Annotated in this window: 16 protein-coding genes and 1 pseudogene; 5 read left to right on the forward strand and 12 right to left on the reverse strand. The window is 60.6% G+C overall.

Features of this window, described 5'->3' with window-relative positions; translation table 11 throughout:
* Positions 1-36 precede the first annotated feature (36 nt).
* The 5 genes from NKH35_RS07270 to NKH35_RS07290 form a co-directional block, all read right to left on the reverse strand.
* Entirely contained in the window at positions 37-1,914 is a 1,878-nt protein-coding gene (locus NKH35_RS07270; protein ID WP_023691428.1) for a methanol/ethanol family PQQ-dependent dehydrogenase, read from the reverse strand.
* Positions 1,911-2,693, reverse strand: coding sequence for a GlcG/HbpS family heme-binding protein (locus tag NKH35_RS07275; protein ID WP_352913964.1), 783 nt, complete (start codon positions 2,691-2,693; stop codon positions 1,911-1,913). The genes NKH35_RS07270 and NKH35_RS07275 overlap by 4 nt, the downstream gene beginning before the upstream one ends.
* A 273-nt stretch (positions 2,694-2,966) precedes the next feature.
* Positions 2,967-4,016 (reverse strand): chemotaxis protein CheB, encoded by a 1,050-nt coding sequence (locus NKH35_RS07280; RefSeq protein WP_023700011.1) that lies wholly within the window; start codon positions 4,014-4,016, stop codon positions 2,967-2,969.
* A 141-nt stretch (positions 4,017-4,157) separates the two neighbouring features.
* Complete coding sequence (locus tag NKH35_RS07285; protein WP_023681124.1) at positions 4,158-5,126, reverse strand: manganese catalase family protein; 969 nt, start codon at positions 5,124-5,126, stop codon at positions 4,158-4,160.
* 366 nt (positions 5,127-5,492) lie between these two features.
* A complete protein-coding gene (locus NKH35_RS07290) occupies positions 5,493-8,645 on the reverse strand; it encodes a GAF domain-containing protein (protein ID WP_352913967.1) in 3,153 nt (1,050 codons plus the stop codon).
* A 220-nt stretch (positions 8,646-8,865) separates the two neighbouring features.
* On the opposite strand from NKH35_RS07290, the gene NKH35_RS07295 reads away from it, so the two are divergent.
* The 4 genes from NKH35_RS07295 to NKH35_RS07310 all read left to right on the forward strand — a co-directional run bounded on the left by NKH35_RS07295 (position 8,866) and on the right by NKH35_RS07310 (position 11,494).
* Positions 8,866-9,120, forward strand: a complete 255-nt coding sequence (locus tag NKH35_RS07295; RefSeq protein ID WP_352513837.1) for a hypothetical protein — start codon at positions 8,866-8,868, stop codon at positions 9,118-9,120.
* Between the two features lie 128 nt (positions 9,121-9,248).
* Complete coding sequence (locus tag NKH35_RS07300; protein ID WP_352513836.1) at positions 9,249-10,307, forward strand: alpha/beta fold hydrolase; 1,059 nt, start codon at positions 9,249-9,251, stop codon at positions 10,305-10,307.
* Positions 10,308-10,327: 20 nt separating this feature from the next.
* Positions 10,328-10,858 carry a DUF1003 domain-containing protein gene (locus tag NKH35_RS07305; protein WP_023681128.1) on the forward strand — a complete coding sequence of 177 codons (531 nt, stop codon included), beginning with the start codon at positions 10,328-10,330 and terminating at the stop codon, positions 10,856-10,858.
* Between the two features lie 243 nt (positions 10,859-11,101).
* On the forward strand, positions 11,102-11,494 hold the full coding sequence (locus NKH35_RS07310; protein ID WP_023668021.1) for a response regulator: 393 nt from the start codon (positions 11,102-11,104) through the stop codon (positions 11,492-11,494).
* Between the two features lie 184 nt (positions 11,495-11,678).
* Here the strand turns inward: NKH35_RS07310 and NKH35_RS07315 are convergent, their stop codons facing one another.
* The 3 genes from NKH35_RS07315 to NKH35_RS07325 form a co-directional block, all read right to left on the reverse strand.
* Entirely contained in the window at positions 11,679-11,855 is a 177-nt protein-coding gene (locus tag NKH35_RS07315; protein WP_023687819.1) for a hypothetical protein, read from the reverse strand.
* A 192-nt stretch (positions 11,856-12,047) separates the two neighbouring features.
* Positions 12,048-12,284 (reverse strand): DUF6894 family protein, encoded by a 237-nt coding sequence (locus tag NKH35_RS07320; RefSeq protein ID WP_023668023.1) that lies wholly within the window; start codon positions 12,282-12,284, stop codon positions 12,048-12,050.
* Between the two features lie 19 nt (positions 12,285-12,303).
* The gene (locus NKH35_RS07325; protein WP_352913971.1) at positions 12,304-13,143 is read right to left on the reverse strand and encodes a Crp/Fnr family transcriptional regulator; all 840 of its coding nucleotides are present in this window, start codon (positions 13,141-13,143) and stop codon (positions 12,304-12,306) included.
* Positions 13,144-13,452: 309 nt separating this feature from the next.
* Here NKH35_RS07325 and NKH35_RS07330 point away from each other — a divergent pair, with 309 nt between their 5' ends.
* Complete coding sequence (locus NKH35_RS07330; protein ID WP_352913973.1) at positions 13,453-16,782, forward strand: DEAD/DEAH box helicase; 3,330 nt, start codon at positions 13,453-13,455, stop codon at positions 16,780-16,782.
* Between the two features lie 70 nt (positions 16,783-16,852).
* On the opposite strand, the gene cyoD is transcribed toward NKH35_RS07330, so the two are convergent.
* From cyoD to cyoA, 4 genes and pseudogenes are all read right to left on the reverse strand, one after another.
* The gene (gene cyoD / locus NKH35_RS07335; RefSeq protein WP_023681133.1) at positions 16,853-17,263 is read right to left on the reverse strand and encodes a cytochrome o ubiquinol oxidase subunit IV; all 411 of its coding nucleotides are present in this window, start codon (positions 17,261-17,263) and stop codon (positions 16,853-16,855) included.
* Complete coding sequence (locus tag NKH35_RS07340) at positions 17,260-17,937, reverse strand: cytochrome (ubi)quinol oxidase subunit III (RefSeq protein WP_023733201.1); 678 nt, start codon at positions 17,935-17,937, stop codon at positions 17,260-17,262. Before NKH35_RS07340 ends, cyoD begins: the two co-directional genes overlap by 4 nt.
* The gene (gene cyoB, locus NKH35_RS07345; RefSeq protein WP_023733200.1) at positions 17,934-19,934 is read right to left on the reverse strand and encodes a cytochrome o ubiquinol oxidase subunit I; all 2,001 of its coding nucleotides are present in this window, start codon (positions 19,932-19,934) and stop codon (positions 17,934-17,936) included. Before cyoB ends, NKH35_RS07340 begins: the two co-directional genes overlap by 4 nt.
* Before the next feature lie 123 nt (positions 19,935-20,057).
* A pseudogene (cyoA, locus tag NKH35_RS07350) lies at positions 20,058-20,879 on the reverse strand (ubiquinol oxidase subunit II); the annotation flags it as partial.
* Positions 20,880-20,887: the final 8 nt, after the last annotated feature.

A 20,887-nucleotide genomic window follows, 5' to 3' on the forward strand; every position in this document is an offset into this window, starting at 1 on the left:
GCCTTTCGCGCCGGACCTACGGTCAAGTACAATTCATCAAGGCAGCCGGAACACATAAAGCGTGCCTCCCGAGGTTGTCGCGTTCTTCAGATCCTTCATGGCATTGACGAAACCGAGCGCGGCGGTGGCGTCACGCGGATCAAGATCGCCCGATACAATTGCGCCGGCCCAGCCGCCGACGCCTGAGAGGATGGCGACATATTGGTGCCCGTCGGGACCGCGATAGGTGATAGGCTGGCCGATGATCCCGGACGAGGTCTTGAACTGCCAAAGCAGGTCTCCGGTCTTGGCGCTGACCGCCTTGAACCAGCCTTCCATCGTGCCATAGAAGACAACGTCGCCGGCGGTCACCACCGCGCCGCTCCATACCGGGAAATTCTCCTTGAGGCTCCAGGCGGGTTTCTCCGCGGCGATGTCCCAGGCGGTGAAGGCGCCGCGATTACCGCCGGGCCCTGGTATCATGCGGACGTTCATGCCCACATAGGGCGTGCCGGCGATGTAGTTCACCTCGACGCCTTCTTCATCCATGCACAGATTGTTGTGCGGGATGTAGAGCAGGCCGGTCTTCGGCGAGAACGCGGAAGGCTGCCAGTCCTTGAGGCCAGACGCCGTCGGACAGATATCGCGAACGACCTTGCCGGTGCCGGTCTTCTTGTCCGGATTTACGATCAGTCGACCGGTTTTCAGGTCCACACCTTTGCTGGAGTTTACGGGACCAAAGGGTTTTGCCGACAGCACCTCGCCGGTTGTCCGGTCGAGGATGTAGAGATAGCCGTTGCGCTCCGGCCGGATCAGCACCTTGCGCGGCTTGCCCTGCCAGGTCATGTCGAGCAGGATCTGCTCGTTGATGCCGTCATAGTCGTGGAGGTCGTGCGGGCTCCACTGATAGAACCATTTCGCCGCGCCGGTGTCTGGATCGCGCGCGAAAATGCCAGACGTCCACTTGTTGTCGCCCGGCCGCAAATCCGGATTCCATGGTCCGGGATTGCCGGTGCCGTGGAAAATCAGGTTCAGATCGGGATCATAGGAAATCCAGCCCCACATGTTGCCGCCGCCGATCTTCCAGGCTTCCGGCGGCCACGTCGTGACGCCAAGATCCTTGCCTTTGTCCATGTCGTAGTGCGGCTTGAAGTCCGATCCGATCAGCACGTCCTTGTCCGGCCCGGTGCTATAGGCGATCCAGACGACATGACCGTCGCCGGCGTCGAGCGCCTTTACCCAGCCGCGAACGCCCATCTCGCCTCCGGAATTGCCGACCAGCACTTTGCCCTTCACCACAAGCGGCGCCATGGTGATGGTCTCGCCGATGTTGATGTTGCCGACATGAGTGTTCCAGATCGGCTTGCCCGTGTTCGCATCAAGGGCAATCGTGTGGCCGTCCAGCGTATTGAAAAAAATGCGCCCGTCGGCGAATGCCACCCCGCGGTTGACGACGTCGCAGCAGGCCACTCCCTGTGCCGCCGGCTCGGGATTGGGTTCGTACTTCCACTTCATCGGGGCGCCGGGCTTGGAGAGATCGAGCGCATAGACGAAGTTGGGAAAGGGCGTCACGATATACATGGTGTTGCCGACGACCAGCGGCGCTGCTTCCTGGCCCTTGTTCACGCCTGTCGAGAACGTGAACGCGACCTGCAGGTTCTTGACGTTGCCTTCATTGATCTCGGAGAGTTCGCTGAAGCGCGTCGACGCGTAGTTCTTGGCCGGCATCGTCCATTGGCCGTCATCGGGTGGCGAGGCTGCGGCTGGCGGTACGATCGCTGGTGTTTTAGGAGGCTCGGACGCAGCGCCCAGAAGCAGCACGCAGGCGAGCAGCGTCACCAGAAGGATAGCGCCAAAGGAATTCCCGGCTGCCAATTTGCGGGTACGTCGTTCTACGTCAACGCGCGTTAATGCCAACTGCGGCATAGCTTTCATTTATTGATCGAGCCTCCCACGCCGGCGCCGAGTTCGGCCGCGATGTCGGCCTCCGTTCCGGCACAAAGCGGATGGCCCCAGCCCGAAGCGCTTTTGCCGCCGGGGTCCAGATCGTAGACAATGGCATCCTTGCGATTTGGATTGACGCCTGCCGGGACCTTGTCGAAGCCGAGCGCCGCGCGGATACGCCAGGCGACATTGTGATCGGCGCATGAGGAATCGCCTGAAACGCCGAGGCCGCCGACAATGCTCTTGCCGTCGTAGAGGGCAAGCCCGCCGCCAAACACCACGACGTCTCCGATCGGCTTGCCGACGAGCGGGTCGCCGGCGCTTCCGAACGTTTTGGGATCGCCCGTATAGGCCGCGGCCTGGTTGACGGGATTGGTCTCCTGCAGGCCAAATAGCGGTCCGCCGGGCTGCACCCCCGCATAGAGATTGGCCGTCGAGAGGGCCATCTGAGCCAGGCTGAGACCGTTGGCCGTGTTGGCTTTCTCCGCTGCTATGAGCCGACTTCCCGGCCATTGCGAGTCGGGGGTGGGGCCGCTGAACGCAATCGCGCAGACAGTGCCGTCACGGGCAACGATGGCTGCCCATTCGTTGGTTTCAAAGCCGCCATTGGCTGGTCCGCCGCTTGCCTTCACGTTGGCTTTGAGGGCTGCAAGCAGCTTATCGTGATCGGCCGGACAGGGTTCCTGCGCCATGGCCTCGTGCCCGTGGAACAGGCCACCCATCAGCAACAGCAGGCCAAAAAGAGGTACGAAAAGCTGCGAGCGATACATTGTCCTGGCATTCGTTTACAAAACAAGGACCACCCAGGCAGACCGCAGAATGCGAGGATACGTCCAATGGGTCAGTGCCTAACTCGCGTAATGCTTCTATGTTCCTGCTTTGCATAAAATTCGTGCAGTTGGATTTGGGTGCAGGTGTTCAATCAAAGCATGGGACCTGGATACCCGTGGCCACAGGCCAAGCGGTGAGGCAACGCGGCTGATCCAGGAAAATGCGATCGGGATGGCGCAGACGCACCCGCCCTGACAAACGCTGTTGCCTTGTCACGGCGTTCGACGATGGATGATCTCTTCAATAAGTTTCGCGTCGGCTTCGTATTCCGCGGCCCGCGCAGCCATTTGGCTGGCCAGGCTGTGTCTTTCCCGCGCGGCTTCGCGTTTTGCCGTACGTTTCGCCAACTCAGCCCGCTGCTGGTGCGCTCTTAAAAGGCTCCAAAGAGCCTGTTCCGCATCGTCAGCCTGGGCCTGCATCAAAACGTCCGCTCCGAACGCATGTCCGGTGTGGCAGCGGTAACGGGTAATCGGCCCGTCTTCGATCTCCCATAGGGGGCCATGACATTCGGGGCAGACAAATGTCGAGGGGGCGCCAAGCTGGCCTTCGGTCAATTCCATTGTGCTGTGCTCCTGAGCTGCAATCGCTGCCTCAAGGCGGATGCCGGACGGGATTTCTGGTGTCGGCCCTGCGATTTCGGAAGCAAGCCTGTGCAACAGGCCAGCCATTTCGGACAGAGGGACGCAATGGTCGATTTCCACATTCTGCAAGGCGCTCAGCGGCATATCGGGTACTGCGGCGTCGCCGGGGTCCTGGACTACGCTGACGCCTCCGCACATCTTGATTGCGTGCAGGCCGGCGGTGCCGTCGGAGAGGCTGCCTGTGAGCACGACGCCGATCACGCTGCCGCCAAAGCTGCAGGCCGCCGATCGAAACAGGGGGTCGATGGCGGGGCGCGCCAGGTTCTCGCGCGGCCCGCGCCGCAGCAGCATATGATCGTCATGTAACAGAAGGTGAGCTCCGGGCGGTGCAACGAAGATGTGCCCGTTTTTAACCTTCATGCCGTTGGAGGCATTTGCAACGGGCATGTTGGCAGCGCGACCGAGAATGTCGCCGAGGTAACTCGTGGGACCAACGTGCTGTACGACGAGGAGAGCCGCCGGGATGTCCGGCGAAAGATCGCGGACAAGTCTCTTCAGCGCGTCGACGCCGCCGGCCGATGCTCCGATTGTCACGATGCACCGGTTCTTGCAACCGTCGGGACGGACCTTGTCCGGCTGGCCCGCACGCTCCGAATCTGATCGTGGTGCGGCGGTGGCCATGGTTGCTTCACCCACATTCAGCACAGATGTCGATGCGAGCGCTCCGGCCAGTCCGTTGCTGGTCGGGCGCCCTGCCTTCGTCGGTGTTAGCTTCCGGCCGCATCGCGGAACATAGATGCCCGCAATGATGTCGGCTCTGTACTAACGCCTACGTGCGCGTTTGACAGCAGCCTCTGCCACGGCCGGGGCCTCCTGAATGCTTGCCGCGCCGCCGAAATCGGCGTTCTTGGTACGGCCAGCTCCCGGGCCTGCTCCTAGATCAGCGCCTGTTGTCGGATCGGAAGCCGGATCGGAAAGCGTACGGTCGGCCATCCTAGCCACCACCTTCATGTCTTTGGCCCCCAGCTTGACAGTTGCCAGGCCGTCTCCGCCGTCGACGGGCATCACCTCTTCAAGGTCATCGATCCGATCCCACTCTTCGCCGGAATTCCATGGGCCAGCGACATCGCCGTCGCCTTGAGAGGTGTTGACATACATGCTGGCGTACTTCTCTACGCCTGGGAGCTTGCCGGAAGGGAAATTGTTTTCGATCGCGTAGAGTGCTTTCTCAAACGACTTCTGGTGCGCGATCTCGCGGGTCATCAGGAAGCCGAGCGCGTCCTTGATTCCCGGGTCGTCGGTGATGTTGATGAGGCGTTCGTAAACGATCTTGGCGCGAGCTTCGGCGGCGATATTCGATCGCAAATCCACCGTAGGTTCACCGCGCGAATCGACATAGGCCGCGGTCCAGGGAACGCCGGCTGAGTCGCACAGCGCGGGAGCGCCGCCGAACAGAATTGATTCCTTGGCTGTTGTGCCGCTGGCGCCGATCATCAGGTAAAGGTCCGCTTCCTTCATTTGGCCCTCGGCCAGCTGTGCCTTAAGCCCCTTGTTGAGCATGGTGACGATTGATCCCACCACTTCGAGATGGCTGAGTTCTTCGGTCGCAATATCGAGCAACATGTCGCGACGGCCAAGATCGTCCTCGCCAAGCCCTTGCGTGAAATAGCGCATGGCCGCTGCAAGCTCGCCATCGGCGCCGCCGAACTGTTCCATGATCATGCAGGCCAGGCGAGGATTCGGCTCCGAGACGCGAACGGTGTATTGCAGGCGCTTGTTGTGCATGAACATGGACATCTCTCCGGTTAGATCATCCGAACATCCCGGCAAGTTGATTGTTCCATCCGGCCATCGGCCAGCGAGCATTTTTACGGCAGCTTCAGTGTTGAGCATCGCAGGGAGCCAGAGGCGGCATTTATTTCTCCGACCGGTGACCGGCGGCAACGAGATTTCGATCGTGCTGCGCCATCACGGCAATGAGCAAGGCCGCGGATGGGCAAGAGGTAGACAAAATCTGGAGGGATACTGGCTCGGAAAAGTGAAGCCGGGCCATATTAATACGATGTCGGTGTCGACACCTTCGGCCCTTTTCGCTGCACACCCACGCGGCAAACGGCGCGTTCGGTCACGGGGCGAGCGTCGCGGGCTGTTGCCCGTTCACTTTCGATCCAGCACCTTCCGGACTTTCTCTGCCAATTCGTCGATCGTGTAGGGCTTGGTCAAAAGTTCGGTTCCGAAATCGAGCGTGCCGTTGTGGACAATCGCATTTCGTGTGTAGCCGGTGGTGTAGAGCACTTTTAGCGACGGGTGCATTGTCTTGACCTGATCCACCAGCTCCCGGCCCGACATCTCCGGCATCACCACGTCGGTGAACAGAAGCGACGGCACTTGCCCGCTTTCGACGGCCACCAGCGCTTCGCGTGGACCTTGCATTTCCAGCACGGAGTAGCCCAGTTCCCGCAGCGCTTCCGCGGCCATCAGCCGGACGCGATCTTCATCCTCGACAACCATGATGATCTCGTCTGCACAGCCGGGGTGCTCGCCTGCCACGACGTCGATTTGGCTGTCGAGCACGCCATGGTGCGAGCGCGGCAAATATATTTTCAAGGTGGTTCCGATGCCCTGCTCGGAATAGATCTTCACACTGCCGCAGGACTGGCGAACAAACCCATAGACTTGGCTGAGTCCCAGCCCGGTGCCTTTGCCGACCCCCTTGGTGGTGAAGAACGGATCGAAGGCTCTTGCGACAACATCAGCAGTCATGCCCGTTCCTGTATCGGTGACCGCTATCATCACATACTGGCCGGAGGGGATCGCGTTCTCCCTGGCATAGCGATCGTCGACGTGGGCGTTTGATGTCTCGATCGTCAGCTTGCCGCCAGCAGGCATGGCATCCCTTGCGTTGACGCAGAGGTTGAGCAGCGCGCTTTCCAATTGCCCTGCGTCGGCCTCGACATGCCATAGGCCCGCAGCGAGCACGGTCTCGATCTGGATGGTCTCGCCAAGCGTCCGGTTCAGCAATTCGCTCATACCGGAGACGAGGCGATTTGGATTCAGCCGCTTCGGCGCCAGTGGTTGCTGGCGGGAAAAGGCGAGCAGTCGTCTGGTAAGTTCTGCGGCACGTTGTGCTCCATCGATCGCGCCGGTTACGAATTGGTGGACGTTGGTATCGCCGTTTCTGAGCTTGCGCTGCACAAGGTTCAGGCCGCCGATGATGACGGCCAGCATATTGTTGAAGTCGTGCGCGATGCCACCGGTGAGCTGTCCGACAGCTTCCATCTTCTGGGCTTGGCGCAGGTGCTCTTCTGCTCTGGCGCGTTCCGCAACTTCATCTTTGACACGTTGTTCGAGCGTGCCGTTGAGTGTCTGCAGCGCCTTGAACAGCCGGGAGTTGTCGATGGCCGTCGCGGCATGGCCGGCAAGCCCCAGCAAGGCCGCTTCTTGCTGTTCGGCGAACACGCCGGTCTCTGAATGACCAAGGAAGAGGCCGCCCAGGACCTCGCCCGAACGCGAGACGACCGGCACGGCGAGATAGGAACGCACCGGCAGATGGCCCTCCGGCATTCCCTTGCGGGGCCAGTTCTTTCCGTAACGGGGATCCGTGAGGATATCATCGGAACGCACCACGCTTGTTCCGCGGAAAGTGGGCTCGAACACCGCGGTGTTGCGCGGCATCGGAAAGTTTTCGAAAGCAGAACGAGGTGCCCCCGACAGGGCGTAGAGCACATAGCTGTCGCCCTTGTCGTCGATCACATTGTAGAAGAAAGCTCCGAATTGTGCGCCCGACAGCACCACGCCGGCATCGGTTACCGTCTGGACAATTCGCTCTACGTCAAGCTCGGCCGCCACGGCTGCCGCAGTGGCGTTCATCAACTGAAGCTGATGCTCCACCCGCTTTCGCGCGGTGACATCGACCACGGTGCCGATGAAGCGGATCGCACGGCCGGACTGGAAAAGCGCTTCCCCCGTTGCGGCAATCCAGCGCTCCTTGCCATCCCGAAGGCCGATCGTCCGGTATTCGATGTCGTAGCGGGAGGGGGGGCCCGGCGCAAGCGACTGGCGTACGGCCTCGTCGGCCCGTGCGCGATCTTCCGGATGGAGGCCCGCCAGGAACGCGCTTTCATATGTCACCTCCGCGTCCGGCGGCAAACCAAAAAGGGCTTTGCACCGGTCGTCCCAACGCAGCACTCCGCTGATGGGATCGTAATCCCAGGTGCCAATAGCGGCCGCGTCGGTGGCAAGCCTCAGCCTCTCCTCGCTGGCCCGTGCCGCCTGTTCCGAGCGAACGCGCTCGATGTGAGCCCAGGACCGCTCCGTCACCTCGGTCAGCAAGGACAGTTCGCGTTGCGACCAGACGCGGCGCTGCTTGTCGTGGATGGCCATCAGGGCAGTCAGTCGGCCTTGTTTGACCAAAGGCATACAGATGGTTGCCGTTATCCCGATATCCTGAAAGGTCTTCGCTTCCTCGGGAGCAATTTCCTCAAGGTTGTTGTTGATGATAAGCGGCTTGTTGGCGCTGAGGTTGGTGACAGCCAGGCGACCGAAATCGGCAAGACTGTAATATCCCCTGATGCTGGGCGAGCCAGGTGCGCTCCAATCGCCGCGGATGGTGAAATGGTCTTGGTCCTGCTCCATGTCGGCATAGGCGCAAATCGAGACGCCAAGATGTTCGCCGAGGAGCCGAGTGGTGATCTGCATGACAGCATCGGCGTCGGCCGCGAGGGCTATCTCCCTGCCGAGGCGGTCGAGAAAAGCAAGGCGTTCGGCGTTCTCACGCAGGGCCAGTTCGGCGCGAAGGCGTTCTATCGCCGTACGCGTCCGGTCCGCGACTGCCGAAATGAGGGCTACTTCCTCCGTCGCCCAGCGTCTGGGCGCGGAGTGGTTCAGGTATAACAGCGCCACCAGCCCGCCATGCTCGGTAACGGGCATGTTGATGACGGATTGGGCGCTGATGGCTTTGAGTGCCTCCGCATGGCTGATGGTTCGCGGATCTGTCTCGGCGTTTTCAAAGACAACGGTTTCGCCTCGCTTCAAATCCTCGATATACGAGCCGTAGTTCCTGAAATTCAGCGTCCCAGCCAGGCTTTTGATGCCTGGCGCGTTCCAGTCCCTGTCGATGGTGATCGTTTCTTTCTCTAGATCGATCGTGCCGTATCCGGCTCGGCTGATGCCAAAATGGTTCCCCAGCAGTTCCGCGGCTGCGTAGGCCAGTTCTGCGGGATCCGTAATCTCGCGAATACGGTCGCCCAGCGCTGCCAAAAGCTCGAAGCGCTGCAGTTCAGATCGCGGATTGCTTGAAGTGGCCCCCATTTCGCCCCCGTTTTGCCCGGACTTAAATGCAGTCTGCGGCCAAGAGTTCCCCGCAGGACGGCAGTTTCTTTGGCGGGCCGGTCAGCCGAACACGCCGCACCGGTCATAGGTTAATGACAGCTTGGCGCGCTGTGGCGGATAAAGGGGAAACCAGCGGGCACTTGACGAGCTCCCGCTGGCTGGGTGCCCGAACCGCACTTCACTCGTTTGGAGACGTTTGATGCTTGACCGACCCATTCTTACGAATACGGACGCTCTCTATCCAGACGACCTGAAAACGCTTCGGTCGGTCTTCGACGCGCTGTGTCAGGAATTTGAGATTACGTCGGACACTACCGCGGCAGAATCCATCGCGAGAGAGCTGGTCAGACTTTTCCAGACCGGGATGACGGAAGCGGCCATGCTGATGATTGCCGTGCGCGCACGTTGGCTGGGTGATTGGAAAATGGGAGGCAGCAGCGCTGCCCAGGCTTAACGGTCCCAACTCCATGGAGAAGGCCTACTTTAGCCGCTTGAGCCGGTTGTACAGCGTTGTCTTGTCTGGCGGAACAAGCTTTCGCCCCGAGAGTTGGGGTCGGCAGATAGTTTCCAACAGGCACGGGCATGGCGTTCGACAGAGATGGACCGAAACTCGCGACCGGGTTGCTCGCGGCCTCGTTGGCGGCGCTGGCGGCATACAACGCCATCCACGCCAAACGTGCGATTGCCGGCCGGGCGTGCGGACGTGTGATGGAGATCTATGGTGTGCGCCTGCATTTTATCGAAGCCGGAACCGGCATGCCGCTCCTTCTCTTGCATGGCAATGGATCCATGGCGGAGGATTTCAAGTCGAGCGGCATCTTCGATGAGGCGGCAAAGACCTACCGGGTGCTTGCATTTGATCGTCCCGGTTTTGGGCGAAGCTCACGGCCGCGCGGCCGGCGTTGGTCCGCTCGCGACCAAGCCGACCTCATACATGCCGCGGCCTGCGGGCTGGGTATAGAGAAATACCTCGTGCTTGGACATTCCTGGGGAGCTTGGATCGCCCTCGAATTGGCGCGCAGGCATTCTCAATCGGTCGTGGGCATCGTGCTGGTCTCGGGCTATTACTATCCGCCACCGCGGCTGGATCTTGCACTGGCCGCACTCCCTGCACTGCCTGTGATCGGCACCGCGTTTCGTCACACCTTGCTGCCGCCGCTTGTAAGGCTTGCTTGGCATTGGGCAATGGAGAAGATCTTTAAACCCGCCGTCGTCGCCGGCGAGTTCGCCGCACTTGCCAAAGATGTCGCCAGCCGCCCTTCCCAACTGCGGGCGGTTTCTCTGGAGACAGCATCGATGCTGGCCGCGTCCCTCTTGGGAAAAGCCAACTATAGGGACATTGCCGTGCCCACCGGCATCATGGCGGGATCCGGGGACCGGTTGTTCGACGCGCAACGCGATGCACGACGCTTGCACGCGGAAGTCGGTGGGTCTCTCCTCGAGGTGGTTCCGGGCGCCGGCCATATGGTTCATCAGAGCGCCCCGCAGGCAGTGGTCGGCATGGTGCACACTATTGCAGGACGGCACGCCTTGTTCCAAGCGGGCCGTCGGCAGCGACCCAAGTCGTGTGCCGACGAGTTCAAGGCAGATCCGGCCTCGCGGGAGCCACCGGCGATAAGCGACGCCGCTTGCACGGAATGATCTCCAAACGGGGCTTTCAAATGAGCGACCAACGTCCAGCCGACATGCAGTCGGTGCTCCACCAGAACATACAGGCCCTGGTCGAGCACAGGCGGCAGCAAGAGGAGCACCAAGGCGTTCAAGCGTGGGTCGCCGGCGCTGTTTCGCGCTTCGCGGGAAGCATGACTTTCGTCTATCTGCACCTTGCAATTCTTGTCGTCTGGGTCCTCGCGAACCTTGGCGCGATACCAGCCGTCCCAGCCTGGGACCCGACTTTCGTGATCCTGGCCATGGTCGCCTCGGTTGAGGCAATCTTCCTGTCTACTTTCGTGCTGATCAATCAGAACAGAATGGCCGCCCACAGCGAGCGCCGAGCCGAACTGGATTTGCAGATCAGCCTTCTAAACGAACATGAAACCACGCGGCTGATCGAGATGGTGGCTGCCTTGACGGCGCGTCTGAATATCTCGACCCCGGCCGACAAAGAGCTGCCGGAACTCGCCGAGAATGTGGATCCCCAAAAGGTGATGACGCAGATCCAGCAAGCTTCTGGAGATCAGGAGAACGCTTGATCAAAGCGACCTCGTCGGCAACGGTTAAGCGTCGGCTACAACCTGTAATTCAGCCTCATTGTCCAAGGCTGTCGAAGCAGCTAAGCCGGTGTCGGCCTTTTCCAGGGTGGCTTCCCGACGTCACAAGTCCGCCGCGCAATCGAGGCAGCGTAGAGCTTCGATAACCAACAGGCTGCTGCGCGTCAGATGGAACCAAGTTGACGCCGAACTCGTATTAGCGGTGGCGGCTTGGGGAGATTCCGGATGAGCGAAGGTGCTGTTCTGATCGTCGAAGATGAGACAATGATCCTGCTCGACCTCGAGTCAGCTTTGGAGGAGGCCGGCTTCCAGGTCGTCGGCACTCGGAGTGCCGCCGAGGCGCTGGCGGCTTTCGACCCCGATCCGACCAAGTTCAAGGCCGTGCTCACGGACATCCGTCTGGGACCAGGACAGTCGGGGTGGGAGGTCGCTCGGCACTTGCGAAGGTCCAACTCGACCATCCCGGTTGTCTATATCAGTGGCGACAGCGCGGTACACTGGGGAGCGGAAGGTGTGCCCAACAGCATAATGATCACCAAGCCCTTTTTTCTGCCGCAGATCATAACTGCCGTTTCTCAACTTTTAAACGCGCAGCAAGGTGCAGAAACTCACCTCTAGGAATCGGACCGCGGCTCCACGAAAACCACGGAACATTCAATCGGCCAATCGGCGCCGTCCGGCGTAAAGCGTTCGCGTCTGCCTGGGTCAAATGTCGGCGGCCTCAACCAGATGTCGACCTCAGCTCCTTTCCCCTCGCCACCGGCTCGCATCCACTCGGGAGCCCTCCCGAAAGCAGGGGCGCTCATTGGTTGAGCTTTCGGTCGAGTTCGTCAAGCAATGACCGATGCTCGCTGGGCATGTCCGCGTCTGTCGGCAGATCCAGCAACTGGCGAAGCTGGCGACGATTGGCGTCCGATGAAATCCACTCCCGTATGAGGCGGGCTATGACCTTTTGTTGTGCCTTGCCGATTTCTTCCATGTTAGATTCCGAGCTTGTCCGTTGGACGAACTCGGCGGCTCTTTGATGGTTCCCCGTCCTGTACACAAATCGAGGCACAATCTATGGGTTAATGCATGCCGCTCAAAAGTGGCCCTGGTTTTGAGACACGACATGCCAGTGGATGTTTGCAGTCCCAGTCCGCTCGCCTAACGCTGCGCGTAGAGTGCAAATTTATACGTTCGATTTTACCCGAAGCGAGAGGCTCAGCCGCAAAATCTTGGCGCCATTTTCATCGCGCACTTCGATAAACAATTGCTGCCCGTCGACGCTCTTCAGTGACTCTCTCGTGAGGTCGACAAGGCCCTCGAATCCCGCGCGGCGGACCTCCTCGAGGCCAGCGCATTCGACACCTATTTCGTCCTCGAAGATGAGATCGCCATCGCCGCTGTCGAAGAAAAATCGTGCCATCGGAGAGCTTCCGTCACTGCTAATCTGCGGGGTTCCTTTGGTGCAGGTAGGTCGTGTCGAAATCTCCTGCGTGAGTGAGGCCAGCCCAGTCCAGTGCGTGAACTTTTGATCCCGAGGTGGCAATGAGGCCTCTGCGTCGTAGTTCCTGGAGCATCCGGTTGACGTGGACCGTGGACAAACCCAGTGCATCGCCAAGGGCCGCCTGGGTAATGGGAATATCTGCCACGTGATCCTCAATGCGCCCCATGGAGCGCAAGCGAAAAATCAGTTCGCACAGGATGTGAGCCATGCGGGTGTATGCCTCGCGTCTTCCCACATTGATGACCCACTCCCTGTAAATCGCGGCATCTATCAACGTCGACCGCCAAAAAGCGGTGGCGATGCGAGGGTGCTGGTCGCAAACGGCGCGCAGAGTGTCATGCCGCATGAAACCTATTCGGGCCGGCGTAAGGGTCGAGAAGTTACAATCCATGACCGACAGATGCAGCCCATGCAGATCAGGAATGTCGCCGGCGACGAAGAATGATGTGATTTGTCGCTTTCCTTCGCCCGTATGTTTGGTGGAACCGACCAAGCCATCAAGAACGATAAACGAGTAAACAGGACGGTCGCCCTCACGCACCAGATCGTGGTTGGCCGAATATTCCTTCTCCTGGATCGGAATGCCTTTCAGAACGCCGATGTCGGCCTCTCGAAGATCCGAGATGGTCTGAAGCTTGCGAATGAGTACATCCGAGGATGAGGTGGGGAACAAATTGACTACCTGGCTGATGTTGGTGATCGAACTATTATCCGCGCCAAAAGTTCCGATTGGCATGGGGACATATGCGCGGCGGCAGAAGGTGCCGCCGTGCGGCATGGTCCCGTGCCTGGAGCGTTTTTGCCAGCGTCGAGGGTGGTTGAAGATCCCGGAATGATCGAAGCACCAGTTTTTTAGGACAGCCATAGGTGAGCAAGGCAGCAATGCATTAACCTATGACATAGGCTCGGCTAGAAATTGTCCCGCTGGGCAGCCAGCCCCAGCAGTTCGCCGATCACGGCTCAGCTTTGACCCTGTCGCTCCGCCCATTTCAAGGGCTGCACCCGCAGCCGTCCTGGAACTCTTTGATGCGCCACCAGGAACGGGGTGGCTCCGCTGACGTTGTCTCAGTGGCAAGGTGAGATTTCAGTGAACAGGCATATTTCGCGGACGGATGTCGAACAAATCGATCACACGGATGACAGCGGGTTTGCGATAGGGCACGGCGGACCGCCATCCTCAGCAATCGCGGTAGCGCTGGCCCGTGGCCTGGAGACCAGTCGGGACAAACACATCATCCATATAGCTCCCTCGGAACGCAGTGCCGAGGAGATCGCCGGCGCCTTGCGTCAGTTCCTGCCTGACGCGGATATCATCTTGCTGCCGTCCTGGGATTGTCTGCCCTACGACAGGGTATGGCCCACACGCGCCAATATGGGGCGAAGGCTTCGCGCGTTGCGTGAGATCGCAACGAAGCCGGATCGCCCGCGCATCGCTGTGATGTCGCTCGAAGCCATTCTGCAGCGGGTGCCGCCTGCTCCGGTCATCGCTGGCGGTTTCACAATTCTGGAGGTGGGACAAAAGCTCGACCGTGACGATTTCAGAACCAGGTCCGAAGCCATTGGCTATGTCGTCGACGAGAGGGTCGACGAACCGGGTGAGATAGCCTTTCGGGGCGATCCCATCGATATTTTTCCTGCTGGCGCGGACGGCCCCGTTCGCATCATCGTTGGTCCCGATGCCTGCATCCGCCAGCTCAAGACCTACGACCCGCTCAGTCAGCTCAGCAATCAGGTTCGAGACTCGATTACGGTCGGACCGGCATCCGAGCTGATCTTTAAAGCTGGTGAGCATCCTGAGTTGACAGCGATGCGCGCGACGTCGATGGAGGAGCGCCTGGTCGCATCGTATGGCGCTATGCCGTCCGTCTTCGATGCGGCTTCCAGCGCCTCGATCTCCTTCCTTGAAGGGACCGACGGGCAGCCGCTCGGCAGAGTTCTGGATCTGGTCGAGGATGCACGTCGTGCCAGGCAGGAGGCAGCCGGAACGAAAAAACCTTTGCCGGGACGATTTTACCTATCCCGTGAAGAGTGGGACGCTGCTCTGCTTAACCGCTGCTGCGTGAGACTTGCCGTTTCTGCCGTGGGAGTTCCCAAATTCTTCCGCCAGGCCCGACCCGGGCATGATTTCGCGGAATTCGTCACAAGGCAGACGAGCGCCGGAGTCAGAGTAGTGTTCACCGGCGATGCCTCTGAATTGCAGCGAGCAGATCGCCTGCTCGATAGGAGACTAGGCCGGCGGGCAGAGGAAGCGGCCGACTTGCCGCAAATCCTTTCGGCCGCAAGGGGCTCTCTTCTCAAGGCTGAATTCGTCCTCGACGAAGGGTTTGTCGACGCGCAATCCAATATCGCCGTGGTGGCCGCATCCGACCTGTTTGGTCCCGCGTTGAAGGCGAACGGGAGCGCGACCACGGGCATACTCGAACCCGAGTTGCGCATTGGCGATGTCGTCGTCCATGAAGACCATGGCCTGGGCGTGCTCGCCGCGGTCGAACAGGTCGAGTTGGCTGGCCAGCAACAGGATGTCGTCAGACTGGAATATCATGGCGGGGCTTCCTTGCTGGTTCCGGTCGACGACTTTGGACGAATATGGCGCTACGGCTCGGAACCGGAGGCAGTGTCGCTTGATCGCCTCAACGGCGAGGGCTGGCCGAAGCGACGCGAAGCTGCGTTGCGCCAGATCGACAGGCTGGCCAAGCGCCTCTTGAGTCTTGCCAAAATCAGGTCCAGCCAGCCTGCCGAGATCATGAAGCCCTCCCGCACGGACTTGGCTCGTTTTGCGGCGAAATTTCCCTATACGGAGACGCCCGACCAAGCGGCCGCCATCCGCGCTGTGCTCGATGACCTTTCGTCGGGAAGAACAATGAACCGGCTCGTCTGCGGCGATGTCGGCTTCGGCAAGACAGAGGTCGCCCTGCGTGCTTGCGCCGCCGCCGCTCTCTGCGGGAAACAGGTTGCTATCATAGCGCCGACAACGGTGTTGGCACGGCAGCACTATGAGACGTTCAGCCGCCGCTTCGCAGGAACTGGCCTGCAGGTCGCCCACCTTTCAAGGATGGTCGGGGCAGCGGACGCGAGAGCGGCAAAAGAGGGTCTGCGAAGCGGCCAGGTTACGGTCGTTGTGGGTACTCAGGCCCTGGCGTCCAAGAGCGTCACCTTCGCCAATCTTGGACTGCTGGTGATCGACGAGGAGCACCGGTTCGGGGTCAAGTTGAAGCGCGCGCTGCGGACCATGGCGCCTCGCCTCCATACGCTGAGCATGACCGCCACACCGATACCCCGGACGTTGCAATCGGCGTTGTCAGGCATCCAGGACGTCAGCGTTCTAAACTCTCCGCCCGCCAAAAGACGTCCCGTTCGCACGATCTTGGCAGCGTTCGATCCAGCATCGGTGCGCGCGGCCCTCCTGCGTGAATTTCACCGGGGTGGACAGAGCTTTTTCGTGGTCCCGCGGATCGAGGATATTGCCCAGGCCTGTGACCAACTGAACAGACTGGTGCCGGAACTCGGGGTCAAGACGGCGCATGGTGAAATGAAGGGGAGACAGCTGGACGAAGTCATGGTCGGATTCGCCGACGGTGATGGCGACATTTTGTTGAGCACCGACATCGTCGAGAGCGGCCTCGATGTGCCGCGGGCCAACACCATCATCGTTTGGCGCCCCGACCGGTTCGGTCTGGCGCAGTTGCACCAGCTGCGGGGCCGGGTCGGAAGGGGGGCGGTGCAGGCCGTAGCGTTTCTTCTGACCCAACCTGGCGTTGAACTGGCCGAAGGCACCAAGGCCCGGCTTTCGACGATGCTTGCGCTCGATCGGCTCGGCTCCGGCCTGGCAATCAGTCAAAGAGACCTCGACCTGCGTGGCGCCGGAGATCTTTTCGGCGAAGACCAGGCCGGGCATATGAAGCTGATCGGAGTGGGCTTGTACGAGCACTTGCTGGAGCGGGCGGTCTCGGCGGCTGGCGGAGGGGCCGACTTCGGCAAGCAACTTGCCGAGATCAATGGCTCGGGAAAGGGGGCTTTTCCCGAGAGCTATGTCGACGAGCCTACGGTGCGCGTTGGCCTCTATGCGCGGCTCTCCCGCATCCGTTCGGAGCCGGACCTCGATACATTCAGCGAAGAGCTCGAGGACCGCTTTGGAGACATGCCTGGCGAAGTAGCCCTTTTGCTGGAATTTACCAGGTTGCGAATAGCAGCGTGGGAATTGGGCGTCGGCAAAGTCGATGTGGGTCCCGAGGCTATCGCGATCACCCCTCGGAACAAGCGGTCGGCGTCCCAACGGCGGAACAGCAAGGCGTTGGGCCTGGACTGCCGGAACGGCCGCCTGATTTTCAGGCCGATCCAGCCCAGCGTCTCAGGCATCGATGCAGTTCGCTTAGCGCTTGATGCCCTACGTGCAGCCCAGCCAAAGCACGAGATCTAACGACCCTTTTGTCTCCTGGGCCATCGGTGCGAATGGCGCTGCGGGCGGCCGTGCGTTCGCAGGGGAGCGTTCAAGGCATGGTTCCGGCTTGATGGGGTGTCATGGCAGCCATGTTTTCATTCAGATGGGCCATGATCCAGATAGAGCCCAGAACCACCAGCGCGACGATCAGCACGCCGAAGGCCAGCGCCAGGATGTTGTTGGTGTTGTCCGGCCCGGTGGTCAGGTGGAGAAAGAAGACAAGATGCACCCCCATCTGCGCAACGGCGAGCACCACCAGGGCCGAGATGACCGCGGGCTGGTAAATCAGATCGGTTCGCGCCGCCAGGAATGTCGCGATTGTGAGCAGGATGGCCAGGCCGAAGCCGAGCACATAGCCCGAGAGGCCCCCAGCCGTTTCGTGCTCGCTTATGTGTTCCTCGCCCGGCGCTGAATCGCGGCGGTCCTGCAACTCGCCGGTCTTGCTCTCGATCTCGGTCATGACGATGCTCCCAGCAGATAGACCAGGGTGAAGATGGCAACCCAGATGATGTCGAGGGCGTGCCAGAAGAGCCCGAAGCAGTGGAGCCGCCGCAAAATGTCGGGCCGAAAGCCCTTGACCCACAGCTGCGCCATCATCGTTCCCAGCCAGAGCAGGCCGAGACCGACATGGGCACCGTGGCAGCCAACGAGCGCAAAGAAGGCAGAAAGAAATGCGCTGCGCGAGGGGCCTGCCTGCCCGCCGATCATTGCCGCGAACTCCTGCAGTTCCAGGAACAGGAACGCTGCCCCGAGCAACCCCGTGACGAGAAGCCAGAACTGCGTGGCAGCCATTGATCTGCGAAGGGTGGCGAGTGTTGCCACGCCGCCGGTGAAGCTCGAAGTGAGCAGAAGGCCCGTCTGGACCGCAACGCGCGTCGGTTCGAACAGATCCTTGCCTGTCGGTCCGCCGGCGGTTGCCTTGGCGAGCACGGCGTAGGCGGCGAAAAATGCCGAGAACATGATGATGTCGGACAGGAGAAAGATCCAGAAGCCGTAAGTGACTGTGACGAACTTTGAGGCCGGGCCGCCTTCTCCGTGGCCGGTCGCAGAGCGCACCGCGTGCCGACCCGTGTGATTGAGCCGATACGGGTCCCGTGCCTGGGTGCCGACGCTGGAGAATGCATGATCGCTCATGCCGGGCGCTCCCACCCGCGCAGCCGGGCAAACTGGGCTGCCTTGTGGTCATGGTCGATGCGGGCGACCTCGTCGACAGGGATCTCGTAGTCTCCATGATCGCGCCAGGCAAATACGACGAAGGTTGCGTATGCGCCGATGAAACCGACGATCGCCAGCCACCATATATGCCAGATCAGCGCGAAGCCGATCAGTGTGCTGAAGAAGGCGGTGACGAAGCCAGTCGGGCTGTTGCGAGGCATCTCGATCGGCTCATATGCCTTTTCCTCGTCCGCGCTCTGTTCGATCCCTCGTTGCTTGATGCTCCAGTAGGGTTCTTCGTCTTCCACGTGAGGCAGCCGTGCATAATTGAAGACAGGAGGAGGGGAAGATGTCGACCACTCCAGCGAACGCCCGTCCCACGGGTCGCCGGTTTCGTCGCGAAACTTATCGCGATGCCGGATCGAAACGAAAAGCTGTGTGATCTGCAGCGCCGCGCCGGCGATCATCACCACCACGCCGAAAGCGGCCACCACCAGCCACGGTGCCCAAAGGTCCATATCGATATGTTGCAGGCGCCGCGTCATGCCGAGCAGACCGACAATATAGAGCGGTACGAAGACCAGCATGTAGCCGGCCAAGGTGACCCAAAATGCCGCTTTTCCCCAGCCTTCGTGCAAACGGAAGCCGAACGCCTTGGGGAACCAGTAGGTGAAGCCGGCGAATGCTCCAAACAACACGCCCGAGATGATGACGTTATGGAAATGCGCGACGAGGAAAAGGGAATTGTGTAGCACGAAGTCGGCCGGCGGGACGGCAAGCAGGACGCCAGTCATGCCGCCGACGGTGAAGGTGGTCACGAAAGCCAGTGCCCAAAGCATCGGCGTGTCGAAACGAACGCGCCCGCCATACATGGTGAAGAGCCAGTTGTAGATTTTCACACCGGTTCCCACGGCAATGACCGACGTGGCGATGCCGAAGGCGGCATTAACGTCCGCTCCGGCACCCATGGTGAAGAAGTGATGCAGCCAGACCATGAACGAGACGATGCAGATGAACATCGTGGCCGCGACCATCGAACGGTATCCGAACAGCGGCTTCGATGAAAAAGTCGAGAAAATCTCGGAAAAGATTCCGAAGGCGGGAAGCACCAGGATGTATACTTCGGGATGGCCCCACGCCCAGATCAGGTTGACGAACATCATCTGATTTCCACCGGCTTCGTTGGTGAAGAAGTGGAAGCCGAGGTACCGGTCCAGCGTCAGCATTGCGAGCGTGGCAGTAAGGATCGGGAAGGCTGCGACAATGAGCAGGTTGGACGCGAGCGAGGTCCAGCAGAACATCGGCATTCGCAGATAGCCCATTCCCGGCGCCCGCATCTTGAGGATAGTCGTCACCAGGTTGACACCGGTGAGCAGCGTGCCGACGCCGGAGATCTGGATCGCCCACAGATAATAATCGACACCGACGCCCGGCGAGTAGGTGGTTTCCGACAAAGGGGCATAGGGCAGCCAGCCGGTGCGCGCGAACTCGCCGACCACAAGCGAGATGTTGACCAGCAGGGCTCCGGAAGCCGTCAGCCAGAAGCTGACGGAATTGAGCGTCGGAAAAGCGACATCGCGTACGCCAAGCTGCAGCGGCACGACGAAATTCATCAGGCCGATCATGAACGGCATCGCGGCGAAGAAGATCATGATCGTGCCGTGCGCGGAAAAGATCTGGTCGTAATGCTCCGGCGGGAGGTAGCCCGGCCCGTGAATCGCCAGCACCTGTTGTGTGCGCATCATGATAGCATCGATAAAACCACGAAGAAGCATGAGCATCGCCAGCACAATGTACATCACGCCGATGCGCTTGTGGTCGACCGAGCTTATCCACTCGCTCCACAGATATGGCCAGTAGCCCTTCACCGTTATCCAGCCAAGCACGGCGGCTGCTGCCAGAAAGACGCCAAGGGCTGCGCCGAGGGGGATGGGTTGATCGAAAGGAACGGCCGACCAGTCGAGCTTGCCCAGCATCGTCATTCTGCCCCTTGTCATCGTTGCCGCCGCCGCGGGGAATGCCCTTGGGCTCACCTGTGGCTCGCCGCTGGCTGCGCTCTCAGCAGGCCCCGGACCCGGTGGGAGCGTCTGCTGAACGACCGCTTCGAACAGCCCAGGCTGGACATGACCGAAGGAAGCCGGCGCCACATTTGTACTTTGCCGGGCGAGTTCGCGATAGGCATTGGCATTCAGCACGCCGCCCCCGCCACGCAGCGATGACGCCCAGCGGGTGAAGGCATCGGCTGAAACCGCGCTCACACTGAAATTCATATCCGAGAAGCCGTCGCCGCTGAAGTGCGCCGACTGGCCGAAAAAGCTGCCCTCGCGGTCGGCCTGCAGATGCAATTCGGTCTGCATGCCGTTCATGACGTAGACCATGCTGCCAAGCTGGGGCACGAAGAACGTGTTCATCACGCTGGCCGAGGTCAATTTGAAACGCACTGGAACACCGGCGGGGATAACCAGTTGATTGACAGCACCCACGCCCTGCTCGGGATAGAGGAACAGCCATTTCCAGTCGAGCGCCACCACCTGAATGTCGAGCGGCGGCTGGCTAGAAGGGATCGGTTTGCGCGGATCGAGCTGATACGATCCGTAGTAGATCAGCCCGCCAATGAACAGGATGGTGAGCGTCGGGATCGACCAGACGATCAACTCCACGCGTCCCGAATAGGTGAACTCCGGGTTATAGCGGGCGTTGCTGTTCGAGGCGCGGAACTTCCAGGCGAATGCCAGAAGTGCAACAAGCGTGGGAACAACGATCACCAGCATCACCGCCAGCGAGTTCAAAAGGATCGTGCGATTGCCGACGCCAATTGGTCCTTGGGGATCGAGCACTCCCCCCGCGCAACCGTGCAAGAATGCGCCTCCGAGGATCCAGAGCAGTTGGCGTGTCAACTTAGGGCTGGATGGCAACAACACCGGTTCTG

The sequence above is a fragment of the Mesorhizobium sp. M1143 genome (genome assembly GCF_040318435.1).
GTDB lineage: Bacteria > Pseudomonadota > Alphaproteobacteria > Rhizobiales > Rhizobiaceae > Mesorhizobium.